Source organism: Nautilia sp., from assembly GCF_053994455.1.
The window spans coordinates 1-17,891 of sequence record NZ_JBMYAU010000060.1; the positions used below are offsets into that span (position 1 = coordinate 1).

Annotated in this window: 19 protein-coding genes; 3 read left to right on the forward strand and 16 right to left on the reverse strand. The window is 39.8% G+C overall.

From position 1 onward, the window contains the following. Positions 1–148: 148 nt before the first annotated feature. The 6 genes from ACXJIE_RS04275 to yajC form a co-directional block, all read right to left on the reverse strand. A complete protein-coding gene (locus ACXJIE_RS04275) occupies positions 149–691 on the reverse strand; it encodes a hypothetical protein (protein ID WP_456479735.1) in 543 nt (180 codons plus the stop codon). A 5-nt stretch (positions 692–696) separates the two neighbouring features. Further along, positions 697–3,156, reverse strand: coding sequence for a leucine--tRNA ligase (gene leuS / locus ACXJIE_RS04280; RefSeq protein WP_456479736.1), 2,460 nt, complete (start codon positions 3,154–3,156; stop codon positions 697–699). 3 nt (positions 3,157–3,159) lie between these two features. Continuing rightward, entirely contained in the window at positions 3,160–3,501 is a 342-nt protein-coding gene (locus ACXJIE_RS04285) for a DUF6394 family protein (RefSeq protein WP_456479737.1), read from the reverse strand. Between the two features lie 81 nt (positions 3,502–3,582). Next, the gene (secF, locus tag ACXJIE_RS04290; RefSeq protein WP_456479738.1) at positions 3,583–4,554 is read right to left on the reverse strand and encodes a protein translocase subunit SecF; all 972 of its coding nucleotides are present in this window, start codon (positions 4,552–4,554) and stop codon (positions 3,583–3,585) included. Between the two features lies 1 nt (position 4,555). Further along, the gene (gene secD, locus ACXJIE_RS04295) at positions 4,556–6,112 is read right to left on the reverse strand and encodes a protein translocase subunit SecD (protein ID WP_456479739.1); all 1,557 of its coding nucleotides are present in this window, start codon (positions 6,110–6,112) and stop codon (positions 4,556–4,558) included. Further along, on the reverse strand, positions 6,099–6,407 hold the full coding sequence (yajC, locus tag ACXJIE_RS04300; protein ID WP_456479740.1) for a preprotein translocase subunit YajC: 309 nt from the start codon (positions 6,405–6,407) through the stop codon (positions 6,099–6,101). Before yajC ends, secD begins: the two co-directional genes overlap by 14 nt. On the opposite strand from yajC, the gene ACXJIE_RS04305 reads away from it, so the two are divergent. Beyond that, on the forward strand, positions 6,353–7,657 hold the full coding sequence (locus tag ACXJIE_RS04305; RefSeq protein ID WP_456479741.1) for an apolipoprotein N-acyltransferase: 1,305 nt from the start codon (positions 6,353–6,355) through the stop codon (positions 7,655–7,657). The two genes, yajC and ACXJIE_RS04305, sit on opposite strands and share 55 nt — an antisense overlap. Positions 7,658–7,666: 9 nt before the next feature. Here ACXJIE_RS04305 and bamA read toward each other — a convergent pair whose 3' ends face one another. Further along, positions 7,667–9,841, reverse strand: a complete 2,175-nt coding sequence (gene bamA / locus ACXJIE_RS04310) for an outer membrane protein assembly factor BamA (protein WP_456479742.1) — start codon at positions 9,839–9,841, stop codon at positions 7,667–7,669. 103 nt (positions 9,842–9,944) lie between these two features. On the opposite strand from bamA, the gene ACXJIE_RS04315 reads away from it, so the two are divergent. Beyond that, on the forward strand, positions 9,945–10,772 hold the full coding sequence (locus tag ACXJIE_RS04315) for a prephenate dehydrogenase (protein WP_456479743.1): 828 nt from the start codon (positions 9,945–9,947) through the stop codon (positions 10,770–10,772). On the opposite strand, the gene ACXJIE_RS04320 is transcribed toward ACXJIE_RS04315, so the two are convergent. The 4 genes from ACXJIE_RS04320 to ACXJIE_RS04335 all read right to left on the reverse strand — a co-directional run bounded on the left by ACXJIE_RS04320 (position 10,765) and on the right by ACXJIE_RS04335 (position 13,073). Continuing rightward, positions 10,765–11,280, reverse strand: coding sequence for a thiamine phosphate synthase (locus tag ACXJIE_RS04320; protein ID WP_456479744.1), 516 nt, complete (start codon positions 11,278–11,280; stop codon positions 10,765–10,767). The genes ACXJIE_RS04315 and ACXJIE_RS04320 overlap by 8 nt on opposite strands. Continuing rightward, positions 11,273–11,527 (reverse strand): hypothetical protein, encoded by a 255-nt coding sequence (locus tag ACXJIE_RS04325; protein WP_456479745.1) that lies wholly within the window; start codon positions 11,525–11,527, stop codon positions 11,273–11,275. Before ACXJIE_RS04325 ends, ACXJIE_RS04320 begins: the two co-directional genes overlap by 8 nt. 41 nt (positions 11,528–11,568) lie before the next feature. After that, on the reverse strand, positions 11,569–12,252 hold the full coding sequence (locus ACXJIE_RS04330) for a F0F1 ATP synthase subunit A (protein WP_456479746.1): 684 nt from the start codon (positions 12,250–12,252) through the stop codon (positions 11,569–11,571). Between the two features lie 98 nt (positions 12,253–12,350). Beyond that, complete coding sequence (locus ACXJIE_RS04335) at positions 12,351–13,073, reverse strand: TIGR02757 family protein (RefSeq protein WP_456479747.1); 723 nt, start codon at positions 13,071–13,073, stop codon at positions 12,351–12,353. 41 nt (positions 13,074–13,114) lie between these two features. Between ACXJIE_RS04335 and ACXJIE_RS04340 the strand changes: the two genes are divergently transcribed. Then, positions 13,115–13,693 (forward strand): SRPBCC family protein, encoded by a 579-nt coding sequence (locus tag ACXJIE_RS04340; protein ID WP_456479748.1) that lies wholly within the window; start codon positions 13,115–13,117, stop codon positions 13,691–13,693. Between the two features lie 17 nt (positions 13,694–13,710). Here the strand turns inward: ACXJIE_RS04340 and flgK are convergent, their stop codons facing one another. The 5 genes from flgK to ACXJIE_RS04365 are packed head-to-tail and all read right to left on the reverse strand — an operon-like array spanning position 13,711 to position 17,857. After that, positions 13,711–15,894 (reverse strand): flagellar hook-associated protein FlgK, encoded by a 2,184-nt coding sequence (gene flgK, locus ACXJIE_RS04345; RefSeq protein ID WP_456479749.1) that lies wholly within the window; start codon positions 15,892–15,894, stop codon positions 13,711–13,713. A 2-nt stretch (positions 15,895–15,896) separates the two neighbouring features. Next, positions 15,897–16,307 (reverse strand): hypothetical protein, encoded by a 411-nt coding sequence (locus ACXJIE_RS04350; protein ID WP_456479750.1) that lies wholly within the window; start codon positions 16,305–16,307, stop codon positions 15,897–15,899. Between the two features lie 35 nt (positions 16,308–16,342). After that, the gene (locus ACXJIE_RS04355; protein WP_456479751.1) at positions 16,343–16,522 is read right to left on the reverse strand and encodes a flagellar biosynthesis anti-sigma factor FlgM; all 180 of its coding nucleotides are present in this window, start codon (positions 16,520–16,522) and stop codon (positions 16,343–16,345) included. A gap of 54 nt (positions 16,523–16,576) precedes the next feature. Then, positions 16,577–16,852, reverse strand: a complete 276-nt coding sequence (locus tag ACXJIE_RS04360) for a rod-binding protein (RefSeq protein ID WP_456479752.1) — start codon at positions 16,850–16,852, stop codon at positions 16,577–16,579. Between the two features lie 9 nt (positions 16,853–16,861). Then, on the reverse strand, positions 16,862–17,857 hold the full coding sequence (locus ACXJIE_RS04365) for a flagellar basal body P-ring protein FlgI (RefSeq protein WP_456479753.1): 996 nt from the start codon (positions 17,855–17,857) through the stop codon (positions 16,862–16,864). Positions 17,858–17,891 lie beyond the last annotated feature (34 nt).

The following is a 17,891-nucleotide window of genomic DNA, read 5'->3' on the forward strand; positions in this document are numbered from 1 at the left end:
TTTTTTAAGATAAGAGGCGATTTTGTTGCAGTCTTTTATTATTACTTTTGCTTTTTTCGCTTCTTGACAGAATACTTTTTGATATTCGTCCGGAGTGAATATGTAGCCGGTGTTTTTAAAATGCGAAAGCGCTTTTTTTGCTATTTCTTTAATTGTCATTGTTAACTCCGTCTTTTGTTATTTCGGCTAAAAGTTTGTTGAGGGCGTTTATTGAGGCTTTTTTGAAAGAATCGAATTTTGTCTGGTCGTTAATAATACTGTTGGCCGATATTGCGAAATCATAATTCCCGTCGATGGTGTAATAATGGGTGTTGTTGTATTTGTCTATGATTTTTGCCTGTAACGTTACGGCGCTTCTGTAAAGAATCGGGAATCCATTTTCGTCATAATCCAAAGGGGTGAGGGAGGAAGAGCTTATTGAAAGGTAAATTTTGGTATTTGCGTTTTTTGTAACGAGGTTGGACGAAAACACCGTATAAACGGCGTCATTGAGAGCATCTTTTAAAAAAGCGCTTTCTTTCGGTGTTTGCGGAGATATCGTCACTATCGCCTCTATGTCGTCCCCTACGATTTTTTTTTGGTATACCGAGCTCGGTTTGTAACCGCAGCCGGATAAAACAATGTAAAGTGTAAAATGGAAAATGGACAATGAGGTTATATTTTTAATAATTTTCCATTTTCCATTGTCCATTGTTTTTATCCTTTAACGACGATGTTGACTATTCTTCCGGGAACGAAAATTTCTTTTATTATCTCTTTACCGTCGATATATCTTGCAACCGCTTCTTTTGCCTTTGATAACACTTCTTCTTTTGAAGCGCCGGTGTTTACGCTTATTTCCGCTCTTTTTTTGCCGTTTACGCTTACAGGGTAGTTCATTTCGTCTTTTTTAAGAGCCTCTTTGTCAATGTTAATAGGTGAGAAATTGTTTCTGTTAAACAGCTTTTCGCTTAGTTCGCTTGCAACGTGTGGAATAATAGGCTCAAGCACGTTTAAAATAACCCAGTACCCTTCTGTGAAAACGTCTTTGTTGTCGGTTTTGTTAAGTGCGTTTAAAGCCTCCATGGCGCTTGCTATGAGTGTATTGAAAGCGAATGTTTTTTCGTATGTCTCTTCGCTTCTTTTTAACGTTTCGTACACTTTTCTTCTGGCTTCTTTTTCCTCTTTCGAAAGTTTTGAGGGGTCGATTGGAGGGAGAGTATCCGTTTTATATGCTTTTTGGGCATTTATGTACAATCTGTTTATAAATCTGAAAGCCCCTTCGACCGCGGAGTCGCTCCATTCAAGCTCCTGCTCCGGCGGGGCTGCGAAAAGTATGAAGAGCCTTGCGGTGTCTGCCCCGTATTTGGCTACGATTTCATCGGGATCGACCACGTTTCCTTTGCTTTTACTCATTTTACTTCCGTCTTTTAGCACCATTCCCTGTGTAAGAAGTTTGGCAAAAGGTTCATCAACGCTTACGTAACCCAAATCCCTTAGGGCTTTGGTGAAAAATCTTGCGTATAAAAGATGTAAAATGGCATGTTCTATGCCGCCTATGTACTGATCAACCGGCATCCAGTACTGTTCGTCTTCTTTTCTGAAAGGCACGTCTTTGTATTTATGAAAATCCGTGGTGAATCTGAACTGGTACCAGCTGCTTTGCACGAACGTATCCATCGTATCGGTTTCACGCTCGGCGTCACTGCCGCACTTAGGACATTTTGTGTGTTTCCATGTAGGATGCATTTCAAGAGGGTTTCCGCTTCCCGTTATTTCCACATCCTCAGGAAGAGTTACCGGCAGGTTTTCGGTTTTTTCAGGTACGATTCCGCAGTTCGGACATTTTATAAAAGGAAGAGGCGCCCCCCAGTATCTCTGGCGGCTTATTCCCCAGTCTCTGAGCCTGTAGTTTATCTCTTTTTTTCCGATTCCGAGCTGTTGCATTTTTTTTATAATGGCTTCTTTCGCCTCTGTGTTTTTCATGCCTGTAAATTCACCGCTGTTTATTAAAACACCTTCGCCCGTATAAGCTTCGTTTTCGTTAATTTCACCGTCAACCGGTTTTATTACCCATTTTATAGGCAGATTGAATTTTTTGGCAAATTCGAAATCCCTCTCGTCATGGGCGGGAACCGCCATTACCGCACCGCTTCCGTATTCAACCAAAACGAAATTGGCAAGCCAGACGGGAACTTTTTCTCCTGTGAGAGGGTGAAGTACGTCAATTCCGAGATACACCCCGTCTTTTTCCATCGCCTGTCTGTCCTTAGGCAGAATGCTTCTTATGTGTCTGACTTTTTCTTCCGTTTTTTTATCAAAAAGATTGTTCTCAAGCATATAATCGACTATTGGGTGTTCAGGTGCCAGTGCCGAGTATGTAACTCCGTAGATTGTATCGGGGCGTGTAGTAAACACTTCGTAACCGTCGAATTTGCCGTTTAGTTTTTCCCTGCTTTCGTCTGAAAGGCTGAATTTGAATTTAAGTCCTGTGGATTTGCCTATCCAGTTTTTCTGCATCGTAAGGACTCTCTCAGGCCAGTTTCCTTTAAGTTTCGTGTCTATATCCTCAAGCAGTTCGTCCGCGTATTTTGTAATTTTTATATACCATCCCGGAAGCTCTTTAATTTCTATGGGGTTGTCGCATCTCCAGCAGCAACCGTCAATTACCTGTTCGTTTGCAAGGACCGTGTGGCATGTTTCGCACCAGTTTACTTTTTGCGTTCGTCTTTCAAGCAGTCCGTTTTCATACATTCTGATAATGAATTCCTGCTCCCATCTCGTGTACTCGGGGTCGCTTGTGGCGAATTCCCTTTCTTTGCTGAACGAAAGGCCTAAATTTTTAAGCTCTTTTCTCATATAGTCTATATTTTCATAAGTCCATTTTTTCGGATGGGTTTTGTTTTTAATAGCCGCGTTTTCCGCCGGCATTCCGAAACTGTCCCATCCGATGGGATGAAGGACGTTAAAGCCTTTTTTTCTGTAATATCTCGCGATTGCGTCGCCTATGGAATAGTTTCTCACATGTCCCATATGGATTCTGCCGCTCGGATAGGGAAACATTGAAAGGATATATTTTTTAGGCAGGGCATAGTCGTCTTTCGGTTCGAAAGCCTTTTCTTGTTCCCAGATATCCTGCCATTTTTTTTCTATTTGACTCGGCTTGTATTCTCTCATCTGCTACTCCCAATCTGATTTTGTTTTTGCAAGTTCTATAAAACTTAATATTATCGTTACTATGTTTGCTATCATTGCGCCTATTGCCATGGCATATGCCGCAGGCAGGTCGTTTTTGATTTCAAGATAAATAAAAGCGGGAATAAGGTGTAAATCCGCAACCAGGCTTGCGGCGAAAAGTTCCGCCGCAAATATATTTTTAACTCCGATTTTCAATACCGTCGAAATAAGGTTAAGGCTCAGTGCAATAAAAAGCGCCACTTTGTTGTGGTCATATAAAAATCCCGCTACACTTGTCAAACTCATAAGCTGAAAAAAAACGTAGATAACTTTTCCCCAATCCATAACAATCCTTTTTTAATGTAAAATTGAAAATGTAAAATGGACAATGAATTTTACATTTTCTATTGAATAATTTTCCATTTATTATACGACTCCTCCTTGATACATCTGTCTTAATTTTTCTTTTTCTTTTCTTTTTTTCTCTTTTTCGGCAAGTCTTTTTCTGTAGTCGTCTATTTTGAATCCCATCCAGATAAGAAGAGGAGAGGCTATAAAAATTGACGAGTACGTACCGACTATAATACCCACAAGAAGTGTGAAACTGAACGGTTTGATTATTTCTCCCCCGAAAAGGTAAAGCGTTAAAACAACAAAGAACGTGGTCAGCGAGGTAAGCACGGTTCTGCTGAGCGTTTTCGAAACGGCGTCGTTAATCAAGAGTGCCAAATCCCTTATTTTAGAATCCCTTACCTGTTCTCTGATTCTGTCGAATACGACTATCGTGTCGTTTAGGGAGTAACCCATAAGGGTCAGAATAGCCGCTAAAACGTCAAGGTTTACCTCCACATGGAAAAAGCTCACAGCCCCGAGGGAAATTATCGTATCGTGAAAAAGCGCAAGTACGGACGCAACCGCAAAGCGCCACTCAAACCTGAACGCAACGTATATCAAAATTCCTATGATTGAGAATATAAACGCCTGAAGGCCTTTTTCCTTAAGTTCGTTTCCGACTTTCGCCCCGACTATATCAACCCTTCTGATGTCGATTTTTCCAAGGGGTTTTAAAATTTGGGCAATCTGGTGCCCTATGTCGTTTTGAACGTTTGTTGACGCGTTTTTGACGTTAAGCCTTATCAAAACCTCGTTTTCGTTCCCGAACGTGGTGATGTTTGCGCCTTTGTATTTTTGTGAAATCAGTTTTCTTATTTCCGCGATATCGGCTTTTTTGTCAAACCTTACCTGTACTTCGACACCGCCTTGGAAATCGATTCCCCAGTTGAAGCCTTTTGTGAATATTGAAAAAAGGCTTAAAACGATAAGTATTAAGGATATTGAAACAAATATGTTTCTTTTGCTCATAAAATCATATATTTTTTCGTCTCTAAAGAGTTCCATATCAAACCTTCATACCAAAAGATTTTGGTGTAATTTTTTTACCGCTTGCAAGTATATATTCCCATATTCCGTGCGTCCCGAGAATTGCCGTTAACATACTCGCCATAATACCTATTGCCATTGTTATTGCAAAACCTTTGATTGTTCCGGTTCCGTATGCAAAAAGGGCTACCGCGGCGATTAACGTGGTTATGTTTGCGTCCAAAATGGCGCTCATTGCGTTTTTGTATCCGCCTTCGATTGCCACTTTGATTGATTTTCCTTCACGCAGAAGCTCCCTTATACGTTCGTTTATGATTACGTTCGCATCGACCGCCATACCGACCGTAAGGACGATACCTGCCATTCCGGGAAGCGTAAGGGTCGCACCGAAAAGCGCCATAATTGCTATGATTAAAAAAAGGTTTACTATAAGCGCGATATCGGCTACAATCCCGGCAGTTCCGTAATACCATGCCATAAATACCACAACCACGACAAATCCGGTCACAAGCGCGATTAGTGACTGTCTGATGGAATCCGCCCCGAGACTTGCACCCACGCTTCTTTTTTCAAGAAGCATCACCGGTGCCGGAAGCGATCCGCTTCTGAGCGCAATTGCGAGCACGTGCGCCTCTTCCGGGCTTCCTACGGTTATCTGTCCGCTTCCGCCTCCTATTCTTTCCTGGATGACAGGGGCCGAATATACTTTGTTATCCACTACGATAGCGAGCCTTTTCCCCACGTTTTTACCGGTGAAGTCCCCGAATATCTGAGCTCCCTGGGAATTTAACGTAAAGAAAATCGCCGGCTGGTTCGTTTTTTGCGTAAATCCTACCGTCGCATCGGTAATCATGCTTCCGTCAAGCACGGGGGGAGTTTTAAGAAGGTATTTTCTTTCGGGGTTGTCTTTGGAAGGAAGTAGGATATCACCGTATTTTTCGGCGTCTTTTTCGGTTAACGCCCTGTGTTCGTCGTCCACGGCGTAAAGTTCGAGGTGTGCCGAGGTTGAAATTAACTGTTGAACGCTGTGCTGTTCTTTAGGCGTTTTGATACCGGGAAGTTCGACGAGTATTTTGTCTTTGCCCTGTTTTGTAACCGTCGGTTCCGCAAGACCAAATGCGTCAAGTCTGCTTCTTATCGTCTGAATAGCCTGATTAAGGGCGTCTTCTTTCGTTTTTAAGATTTCCTGGGGCGTCAGTGTTATTTTATATTCGATCGAGCCTTTTTGAGGTGTTTTTTGAATCTTTACGCCTTTTAATATTTTAAGCTCCTTATCGAGTTTGGAGGTGTCGTCTTTGTCTATAAGTTCGAATGAAACGGTGTCTTTTTTCGTTTTAAGATTGTCGATAAACAGTTCTTTTTTATCGGTTATGTATTTAATTGTAGATGCGATTGTTTTGATTTTGCTTTTTACCGCTTCTTCGCCTTTTACACCTAAAACTAAATACATACCGCCCTGCAAGTCGAGTCCGAGGTTGATTTTAGGCTCTTTGCCTATAAAGGAGGGGATTGTAAAGGCAATCCCGAAAAGAGCCGCTAAAATAAAAATTACCAGTCTGTAATTAAGCTTTTTCATCATTTAGCTTTCTTGCTACCGCGCTTTTGTCTAATTTCACTTCGACGTTGTCGTTTATTCTTACTTTAAGAAAATCGGGTTCGTTTTTGACGACTTCCGCGATGATTCCGCCTGTTGTAATTATTTTGTCGCCTTTTTTAAGCTCTTCGACCATCTGTTTGTGTTTTTTTGCCTGTCTTTGTTGTGGTAGAATTACAAGAAAGTAAAAAATCGCAAATAAAATGATAAGAGGAAGTAAAGATGCCAAAAGTGAAGGTTGCCCCGCCTGGGGTGCTGCTGCGTATAAGAAATTCATGTTCGTCCTTTTTTAAAAAGAATTTTAACACAAAATCTCTGAAGTTAGCAATTTTTTTCTCATTACCGTTGTATATTAACTATTTCTTGCTCAAATATGAAATTGAGGTTAATTTTTTTGTTAAAATCGTTTTTACCCTTAATCTTTTTATAACGTTGTATCTGCTTTTTCATTCGAAACACAAATACTTCGGCAGCGGTTTTTTTACGGGGCTTTTGTGGTTTTGGTGGATAGGGCTTAGTTTCAGGTATTACGGTTTGACATGGATGATTCCTTTTGTCGATGTTTTAATAGCCCTGTTTTACGGTTTTGTGTTTTTGATTATATTTAAAACGTATGAATTTATTTCAAAAAAAAACCTTTATGCTGCCAAAATTTTTCTGGTTTTGGTGTTTGTGTTCGGTTTCGATTACATAACTCCGTTTACTTTCGACTGGTTTAAACCCGAAATTTTGTTTGTAAATACCGTTTTCGCCGTTTCTAAAGCCGTTTTGTTTTTGGTTACGGTTAGCGCCGTTTTTTACAAAGAGTTAAAGTGGTTCGGTATTTTGTTAATGATATTCGCTCTGTTTTTCAAACCCGCATTTCCGAAAGAGCCAAAACTCGACATATACGTTTCGTATACGGATGTTCCACAGGATAAAAAATGGGATAAGAATTTTATTCCCGTTGAGATAAAAAACAATTTTACAATTATTACTAAGGCGATACGGTTAAAAAAAGATGTCGTAATTCTTCCCGAGAGCGCGTTTCCCCTGTTTTTAAACAGACACGCAGATTTGATGGACAGATTGAAAAAACTTTCCGGAAAAATAACGATTATCACCGGGGCGCTGCATCTCAAAGACTCGAAATATTACAACTCCACCTATATTTTTGAAAAAGGAGGAGTAAAAATACTCGACAAACATATATTGGTGCCTTTCGGAGAATATATACCCCTTCCTTTTTTTGAAAAAGAGATAAACGAAATTTTTTTCGGCGGGGCGAGCGATTATAAAACAAGCGGGAAATTCGGCGTGTTTGACATTAAAGGTTATAAGTTTATAAACGCGATATGTTATGAGGCGAGTGTGGAGGATTTGTATGAACTTGGCCCCGAGTATGTAGCGGCATTAAGTAACGATGCGTGGTTTATGCCCTCGGTTATGCCTTCTTTGCAGCAGATGCTTATAAAAACATACGCCCTGAAATACTCTAAAAGGGTGTATCACAGTATAAACGGTTTTAAATCGTATGTTGTAAAATGAAAGAAGGTTTTAAAAATTAGCCCCTATGCTGAATTCGAATCTCTGAAGGTCGTCCCCCGTTTCGCTTTTAATAGGCCATGCCCATACGAAACTAAGAGGTCCCATAGGGGTTATCCAGTCTATAGAAATGCCGTAGGAGCTCCTTTTTATTTCAAATCCATTTTCGCCCACCGCCCCGTAATCGAGAAAGGCGCTGAGCCACACTTTGTTTTTGATGCTCAGGGGGGTTGAAAGTTCAGGCCCTGTTATAAGTTCGTATTTTCCTCCTATAAGGTTTCCGTCGGAGTCTTTGGGTGAAATGGAATAGGTGCTAAACCCTCTTACGCTTCTTATTCCGCCTAAGTAAAATTTTTCGTTTATCGGCAAATATCCGTTGTTGTTTATCATACCGGCTATAACACGGTATTTCAGTACCGCATAGGTTCTGTATGATTTGTCGAGCAGGGGATAAAAGTATTTATATCTCGCCACGGTTTTTATATATTTTTCATCTCCTCCTATTCCGGCGAATTCTAAGCTTAAAGAGGCTTTTTGCCCCGTTGTGGGAAAATAATAGTTGTCCGTATCGTTATAACTGAGGGTTGTGATTATGTAGCTTTTGCTGCTTTTCGGCATTATATACACCGTCGTATTGTAATCGCTTAACGATGTTTTCGTGTAACCGTATGTGATATTCGCACCTACGAATCTTGAGAGCGATTTTCCGACGCCGAGCGTAAACCCTTTTTGTCTGGACGTATATGAAATACCTTCAAACGAGGTGTCGAAAACGGATGTGTTCATCGAATATTTGCTGTCGAACACCCGAGGATTGAAAAGAGAAAGCTTATATGTCCTGCTTACGCTTGAAAAATCCGCGGAAGCGCTGATACTCTGTCCGCTTCCGAAAACGTTTTTTTCGCTTATGGAAAAGTTAAACCCGAGTTTTGAATAACTTCCGTAACTTATTCCGGCTCTTAAAGAACCGCTTAAGCCCTCTTTGACGTTTACTATCAAATCTATTTTGTCGCTTGAAACTTTTTTTTCCTTTATTTTTACATCTTCCAAATATCCGCTTCTTTGGAGTGCGTTTTTGGAATCTTTAAGATCGGTGTACGAATATTTCTCCCCCGGGGCGAGGTATATGTTTCTTCTTATGACCCTGTCGAGGGTTTTTGTGTTGCCGTTTATTATTACGTTTCTTATATATACGATGTTTCCGGGAATGACTTTGTAGGTTATGCTGACATAGGCGTTTTGTTTTTTAATCTGTGGATATACTCTTGCGTATGCGTAGCCTATATCGGCGAATGCGTTTTTAATATCTTCAAGATCTTTTTTTAATGCGGATATGTTGAAATATTTTTCTTTTTTTACATGAAGCGCCGGCAGTTTAACCCTGATATTCCCGGGATATTCAACGCTTACTTTCTTAACCGTGTATCTTATGCCCTCTTTAATTCTGTAATCGATTTTTGCCGTATAATTGTCAAAATTAGATTCGGCTAAAGGGTCGCTTACGTAAGCGTCCATAAATCCCAAATTCAGATAATAGTTTTGTAACGATTGTTTATCGGAGAGCAGTTTGTAAATGTTCAGTTTGCCGCTGTTTGTAAAGGGAAGTATGCTTAAAAACGTTCTGGGTCTGTTTTCCACTTCGTCAAGCAGATCCGCTTTGGGGATTTTTTTGTTTCCGTAAAAATTCACTTCTTTTATTATTAAATGTTCCCCTTTTTTAATTGCGATATGAAGTATTATAGAATTGTTTACCGGTTCTTTTTCAATATTGACAACGGTGTTGAAATAGCCTTTTGAAAGATAATAGGCTTTTATAAACTCTTTGAGTTCGTCAAGTTTTTCTTCGGAGTAAATTTCCCCTTTTTTAGGGAGAAGGTTTCTCTCTTTAAGGATTTTTTTCAGATCTTCCGATAAATTTTCCGTTTTCACTTTTAAGACGGTCGGTTTTTCGGTGCATTCGAAAATAAGAGTGTTTTTTTCCCTTTCGGCTTTTATCGTTTGAAAATACCCCGTATCGTATAAGGCTTTGATGCTTTCGTCTATTTTTTTGATATCGAAAGTGTCGCCCGTGTGTATTTTGATAATATCGTTTGCGGTAACGGGAGATATGTGTATTAATCCTCTGTATTCTATTTTGTCTATCGCCGCAAGCAACAGCACAGGCAGCAGTAAAAACAGTTTTTTCATAAGACCCCTTGTGTAATTTAACGGCAATTATACCAAAATATAATTAGTTGAAAGTTTAAAAAAAGATATCATAATTGTATAATTCCATTAAAAAAGAGGTGTTATGATTTGCGGTATTGTAGGTTTGGGTTTAATGGGGGGCAGTTTCGGACTTGCTATGAGAGGTTATTTTGACGAAATAATAGGTGTGGATCACAATGAGGAGCATATTAAAGACGCCCTCTCCCTCGGTCTGATAGACAGGGCGTGCGGTTTTGAGGAGCTTAATTCGGCGGATGTCATAATTTTGGCGATACCGATAAGGGGGATTATAGCCTGTTTAAAAACCCTTTCGAAAATGGATGTGAAAGAAGAGTGTACCATTATAGATTTCGGTTCGACCAAAGAGAGCATTATCAAAGAATGTCCTTTAAATATAAGAAAAAACCTTGTGGCCGCCCATCCTATGGCCGGAACCGAATATTCCGGGCCTTCCGCGGCTGTTGGGGATTTGTACGAAAACAAGGTGATGGTCGTCTGTGAAATCGAGCAAAGCGGTGAAATTCAAAAAAGCAGGGCTTACGATATTTTCAGACATCTGAAAATGCAGATAAAATTTATGAATGCAAAAGAGCACGACAGGCACGCGGCTTTTATATCGCATATGCCCCATATTGTCAGTTTTTCAATAGCCAACGCCGTTTTGAACCAGGAGGACAAGGAGCATATCGTTACGCTTGCGGCGGGAGGATTTAAAGATATGAGCAGGCTTGCAAAAAGCAACGCCCATATGTGGGGCGACATATTTAAGGAAAATAAAAAGAACCTTCTCGATTCGGTAGAAGCGTTTAAATTGGAACTTGAAAAAGCTAAGCAAATGATTGAAAAAGAAAAGTGGGAAGATCTTAAAGTATGGATGAAAACCGGCAACAAGCTTCATCATATTATGTAAAAAAATACCTGATTGCCGCAAAACCTGCGGCTTTGCTTTTTTTTATTTCCTCTATTTCCTTTTTGCCGAGTATTCCCCCGAGTGCAATGACATTCGGATGTAAAGAGCATATACGGTTTAACGTTTCTATACCTGCCCCCTTTCTCCCTTTGCTGTCAAAAACGGGGGAGAAGGTTATAAAATCGGCGCTTAATGCCTTTTTAACCTCGGTTGGGGAATGTGTGGAGACTATAACGGTTTTATGCGGAAAATTTTTTATTTCGTCTATTTCGTAAGATGGAAAATGAATGGCGTCAAAAATATCCGCCAGTTCGGGGTCTTGTTTTAGCGAGTCGTAATTTATTACCGTTTTCGAGTTATTTTTTGCAAATTCGTTGAATCTGATTATTTCTTCTTTGTCGAAATATTTTTTGTTTCTGTAGCATACGAAATCCGGTCGGTGTTTTTTTATTGCCTCAAATATTTCTTTTAAGGAATATTCCGGATCCGTAATAAAGTATTTAAGCATATATTGAAAACCTTTCACTGTTTTGTGCGCAGGGATTAAGCTGTGTTTTGTTTAAAAGGGTTTTGAGCCTGTTTTCGTCAATCGGTATTTTGTTAAGTTCGTTTAATATTTTTTGCAGATCTTTGTCCGGGACTTGCGAGAGTATTTTTTTTACGATTTGTCTGTCTTTAACGTCGGGATCTTTTAAAGGGTTTTGGAAAGACGAATTGGGATCACTTTGAAATGAGAGGTTTGAAGTTATTCGCATAGGGCTCCTTTTTCCGGAGTCCAGCAAATAACGTTCCGTAATTAAAGGGCTTCTTCTTCCCCTGTAATAGCACCATAGATATATACGTAAGTCAGTACCATAAATACAAAAGCCTGTAGGAATGCTGAGAAAGTTAAAAGTGCATAACCGGCTAAAGGAAATACATAAGGCGCAAGCATAAGTAAAACCAACAAGAATAAATCGTCCCCTTTAATATTACCCATTAACCTGAAAGCGAGTGAAATAATTCTTGAAAGGTGTGAAAGTATTTCAACCGGGAACATTAACGGTGCAAGCCATTTTACCGGACCGGCGAAATGGGCGATGTAATGTCCGAGACCCTGCGCTTTTATCCCTTCGTAATGGTAATAAAGAAATACTATCAGCGCCAGAGTAAGGGTTAGGTTTACATTGTTTGTGGGTGATTCGAATCCGGGGATTATACCTATTAAGTTCCCCATAAAAATGAAAATTGCAAGGCTTCCCGCCAGCGTCAGGTATTTTCTTGCAACCTCTTTGTTTGCCACGTCCGTACCGATATATAATATTCCCGCAACGGTGGCCTCCATAACGTTTTGACATCCGTTAGGGACTATTTGCAGGTTTTTAGTCGCCAGTCTGGCAACCGTCAAAGCCAAAACAGCCGAAATAATGGTGTGCACCACCAACTGTACCATAGGATCGTGTCCTAAGAACTGGAAAAACAACCAAACTCTACCTTCCATAGGTTTCCTTTTTTGTTGTAATTGTATCAAAATAAATTATTAATTTATAGTTAAAAGTGTTAAATTTTAATAATTTTACCGTAATTGTAACCCTTTGATTAAGAAAATTTAATATTCATCTGGCCTATTCTGTAAAGGGCGAAATCGTATTTTAAGGGATCTTCCGGATCGAATTCCTTTAATTTTGCGCTCAGTTCCAAAGCTGCCTGCAAATCGTACGTTTTTCTTTTTAAAAGTCCTAATTTTAAAGAAACTTTGTGTGTGTGCGTATCTAAAGGTATAATCAAATCTTTTTTGTTTACCCCTTTCCACATTCCGAGATCCGGAAATTCGTCTCTTACCATCCATCTTAAAAACATGTTCCATCTTTTATAAGGGCTCGTTCCCTTCGTTTTTTCCGGCGGGATTTTTCCTATTAAAAACTCGTACCCTTTCGAACGGTAAGGGTTCGTGTCGTATATGGTTTTGATTATCTCCTTTAAGCCCTCCACAGGGTTGTGAGATTTTTCGTACCCTTTTAAAAAAAGTTCGTTTAAAGAGTGTTTTTCCCTCATAAGGGTTACGGTTTTAAAAAATTCCCTCACATCCTCGCATGACTGAAACCTGTAATAAAGTCCTCCGTTGTCGGTGAGTCTTTCGTAATTGACGGAATTTAGGAATTTTAATATCGCTTTTACGTTTCCGTAAGCGAAAAGAGCCGCTATCATTGCTATATACTCGTCTTTGAATTTTCTGGCTATTATCACAGGGTCGGGCCTGTTTTCGTTCACTTCGTATATACCGGTTTTTATAAGCGTATCGAGTTTTTCTTTTATGTTCAAATCATTCCTTTTTTGGTACAATTTTTTCAAAAAGGATTATAATGAAAAAACTGCTTTTTTTCTTGCTTTGTTTCGCCGTTTCTTTTTCGTGGGAGTTAAAAAAGGAGGAAAACGGCATAAAAGTTTATACGAGTCCCGTAAAAGGAAGCAAATACGTGCAGATGAAAGCCGTGGCCGTTTTGCCGGCGGATGTTTATGAAAATGTTAAAAAAGTTGTTTTGACGTATAAAGACTATCCGAGCTGGCAGAAAAAAGTAAAAGAGATAAAAAGCGAAAACGGTTATCTTTTGAAAGTGTTTGACTTTCCTTTTCCTTTCAGCGACAGATATGCTTTTTATAAGATTTCGGTAAATGAAAAAGGGGGCGTGTTTAAAGCCGAGTACAAAAGCGTGCCTTATGATAAACTTCCTGAAAACATAAAAAAACGTTTTAAAAAACCTTCGGGTGTGGAAATGAAAGACGACGTCACTTTTTTGGTTAAAAGAGTTAAAAATGAAACGGAGGTGGTTTATAAAGCGAAAGTCGACCCCAAGGGTGTCCCGGCTTTCGTTTTTAATTCCAAAATAGTAACGGCCGGTTACGAAACTCTAAACAACCTAAAAAACGCCGCCGTTAAGTGAAAGCCTTTTACCGGTTTTTACTGTTTTATGGTAAAAAGCGCATCGAGCATCTGATTTATCGTGGTGATTACTTTTGCATTCGCCTGATAGCCTCTTTGATATTTTTCAAGATTGATTAGTTCTTCGTCAATGTTTACTCCGCTTAGGGAGTAATATTCGTTCGATATGTTTGTAAGAAGAGTCTGGGCGGTTTCTTTTTTGTCCGAAACGCTCTGGGTTTGGTTTGCGAGTGATGAGGTCATTTCCCTGTAAAAACCGTAAATAGTTTCCGTTTTCGTATCGGAGTTCGTATAAAAATTAATGTTTGTCGACTGTAACTGTAAAACCGCATTTGCAATGCTGTTGTCTCCGCTGTCCGGGATTTTTCCTGCGCTGATTAAACTCGGGTCGTTTTGCAAATCTGCGTTTAATGCTATATCCGATGCGTCTTTACCGTCGAAAAATCTGTTTATGCCGAAGGCTCCTCCGAAATCGGAAGAATCTTCATCGAGCCCTACAAGGGTGTTTTGGTCGGTTGTTTTGGAGAGCAGGAACTTTCCGTTTATAAATTCGGCGTGATAAAAATCGTCGACGTCGTCGTTTTGATTGTTGTTTTGGTTGTCGTCGATTGAGGGGGTGTTTATTTGGGACATTATTCCTTCTATTGTGGAAAATTTCGGATCCGAAGAATCCATATTTACCGTAATGCTTCTTGTTGCTATCTCATTTCCTTCCGAATCGTACACTTTTATTTCGAAAGATCCGTTTTTCAAAGGCTGGGGAAGCGAACTGTTTATCTGGGAGAGGGGCAGGTACTCAATCTGGTTCAGTGCCGTGAACAGTTTTGCACCGTCGTCTTTTACGAGTATGTTCGAAGATGTTTTTTGGGTGTCGGTGTTTATAAATTTGATCTGTCCGTTTACAAACTGCGCTTTTATATTTGAATATTCCGGAATCGAGGAAAGTTTTGCGTTAATGTCGTTTAAAACGTCCTGTAAGGATTCGTTTTGGTTTACGTTTACGGTTAACGGGGAGTTCGTGCTGTCGAGGTTTCCGTTTTCATCATATAAATCAAAAGAGATCTTACCGTCCGTTATAGACGTTTTTAAAATACCCGAAGAATTCAGAAAAGATATTTTTTCATTTTGCATATTTTCCGAAAGTGAAATGGGAGACGATATCGTGTCGGTTGTTACGGATTCCTGTGCCGAATAGGAATATATTGAATTGACGCTTCTTATAATGCCGCCGGCGAGGGCGTTTAACGAATTTAACAAATCGCTGACGGTTCCGTTTGTGGGTTCTGCTTTTGAATTGAATTCCGTTCCCCTTAGCGAAATGAGGGCTCCTATTTCACCACCGCTTATATCTTTGGTTATGTCCGTTAGCGTATGGTCCTGTTTTTCGAGCTGGACGGAAACGTTTCCTTCGGTGTTTTTTGTGGTTAACGAGTTGAATGTGGAGTTGTCCACGAGGGTGTATCCCCCCAACATTATCTGATAATTTTCCTCGTAACCGGTTGTTACGTCTCCTTGTGCGTCCTGGGAAACAACTCCGCTTTTTAACACTTTAACGTCAAGAAGCTCTTTTAATCTTTTTTCAAGAGCGTCCCTTTTATCCCTTAATTCGTTTGCGTTTGTCTGATTGTTCGCTTCTATTGAAGATATCTGTTTGTTTAAATCGGCTATCTGTTTGATTATGTCGTCGGCTTCTTCGGTTTTTGCCTCTAAAGAGTCGTTCAGGCTTTTTTGAATGTCCGTTAGTTTGTTTTTTAAATTTTTGATATTGTCGCTTAAAATCTGGGTTTTAGCCGCCAAATCCACTTTAACCGCCCCGTCGTTGGGATTTGATGCGAATGTCTGCCAAGCATTGAAAAAGTCCTCTATGTCTTTGTAAAGACCGTTGTCCGTTACGTCGGGAAAATACGCCGCTATTTCTTTTAAATACTGCTCCTGGGTGTCTAAATTGGCGTATGAGGCCGAGGTTGAAGTGTATCTGTTGAATAAAAACGTATCCGTTATCCTTTTAACCGAGCTTATTTCAACCCCCGTGCCTATATCCCCTGGAACGGAGTTTATGGAAGGAAGAGAGGAAAATACGGCCCTTTGTCTTACATAATCGGGATTTGAAGCGTTCGAAATGTTGTTGGAAGTGACGTCAATTGCGCTCTGATGGGATCTTAAACCGGTAAGAGCGGTTGAAAATGCGCTTGAAATTGCCATAATTAAGCCTTTAAGTGCAGTTTGGAATCGTTAAACGATTCGTTTTTGTAATTGATGGTTTCGTTTTTTTTGATCTGGTTTAAAAGGGCGTTGTAAAAATTGGCGACGCTTAGCGCAAGTTTTGAAAATCGCTTGTGCTCTTTGTTAAAGACAAACAACTTTTCTTTGAATATGTTAAAAAGCCTTTCCTCCTCATCCGTAAAGATCTCTTCTAACGGTCTGTTTCTGCTTGAGAGTATAACGTCTATCTGGTTTTTAAGTTCTGAAAAGCGTACGGCCAACATCTCTTTTTTTTGGGTGTTTGCAAAAACTTCTTCATGTTTTGCCGCTTTTATGTTGTCTATGTCTTTTTTCGTTAGTTTGATAAGCGATTCTAAAGTGTTTATAGCCTCTTGAATTTTGTTTGTAAGCATATCCCTTCCTTTCTTTATTCGGAAGGGAGGAGAGATTAAAGGAGGGCTTTTGCGAAAGCCTCGGCCGTTTTGTTTATATCGACTTTGTAGTCTCCGTTTTGGATTTTTTGTTTAATCTCTTCCACCCTTCCGGGTTTGTCCTGTCTTTGGACGTTTTGTGTTTTTTTAGGCTGGGTGGGAATGTTTTGCGTGTTTATTCCGATTCTGTTTATCATTATTTGCCTTTGTGTATAGTTCTACCCAGCCATATCGGCAAATTTTTAAATTTTTTAAATTTTTTCTTTTAAATAGTCGAAAAGAAGTTTGCTGTAACCGAAATTACCGCTTATTTCTTTTGAAATTTCCTCCCTGTACATGGATTTGTAAATTTTTTCCCCCGGACTTTCCGGAAACAGGTTGTTTTTTGATTTTAAAGCGTCTTTTAAGTAAAAATTGAGTATTTCGCTTTCGAAATCGTCACAGGCCTGTTTCAGTTTTTTAAGGTTTTGTGTTTTTGATATGTCTATTTTATGGTGTGTCGCGATGTTTATTTCGTATGTGCTCATACCTTCTCCTTAATTTACGATTAGTTTTGCGTTTATCGCATTGCCGGCTTTTAAATTTTCAAGAATTGCTATCATATCCTGGGGTGTGGCTTTGAATTTTTGAAACATCTGGGCTAAATCCAATATGGTTGTCTCTTTTTTTATTTTTATTACGAAATTACCGTATGTTATTACCGTGGGCTGTACCGTGATATCGCTTCCGGCAACGATAGTTCCCGTTCTTTCATCGATTACTATAACATCAGGCATTTTTGTTTTTACGTCTAAATTTTCTATTTTTGCCAGAAATTCGGGCATAGTCATATTTTGGGGCTTTTTAAGTTTGACGGTTCTCGGATCTATGGCGACGGCCGCTTTTGTTTTAAAAAAAGAGTTTATTCTGTTTTGGAGCGACACCGCCAACTCGAAGTCGCTTCTTTTAAGCGACAGCGTGGCGTATTGCTGATTGTAAAGATCCCACGCCACCGCCCTTTCGACCGTGGCGCCCTTTATTACTTTGACGGTGGTGGTGAAATGTTTTTGCTTTTTGCCGCCTTTTAGGTTAAATCCGCCCATGCTTATCGGCCCCTGTGCGAGAGCGTAGATTTTCCCGTTTACCCCTTTAAGGGGTGTTATTAACAAAACCCCTCCCTGAAGGGATTTGGCGTCTCCGATGGATGATACGGTTATGTCTATTTTATCGCCTTCCCTCGCAAACGGCGGGAGAGAGGCGGTTACCATTACAGCCGCTACGTTTTTGGATTTTATGTCTTTGGGATCGAGTTTTACGTTTACGTTTTTTAAAAGGTTCGAAAGAGTCTGATTGGTGAATTTCGAAGATGAATCCCCGCTTCCGTCAAGTCCCACCACCAGGCCGTAGCCTATAAGCTGGTTGTCCCTTACCCCTACGATATTGGAGATGTCTTTTATTTTCGTTGCGAACAGATTTGTCGTTATAAACATATAAAATATGATAAGAAACATAAATCCGAGTATTTTTTCGTACCTGTCTATTATGAACGACATATAAAACCTTTTGCTTTTTGATACGTTGAAGCAA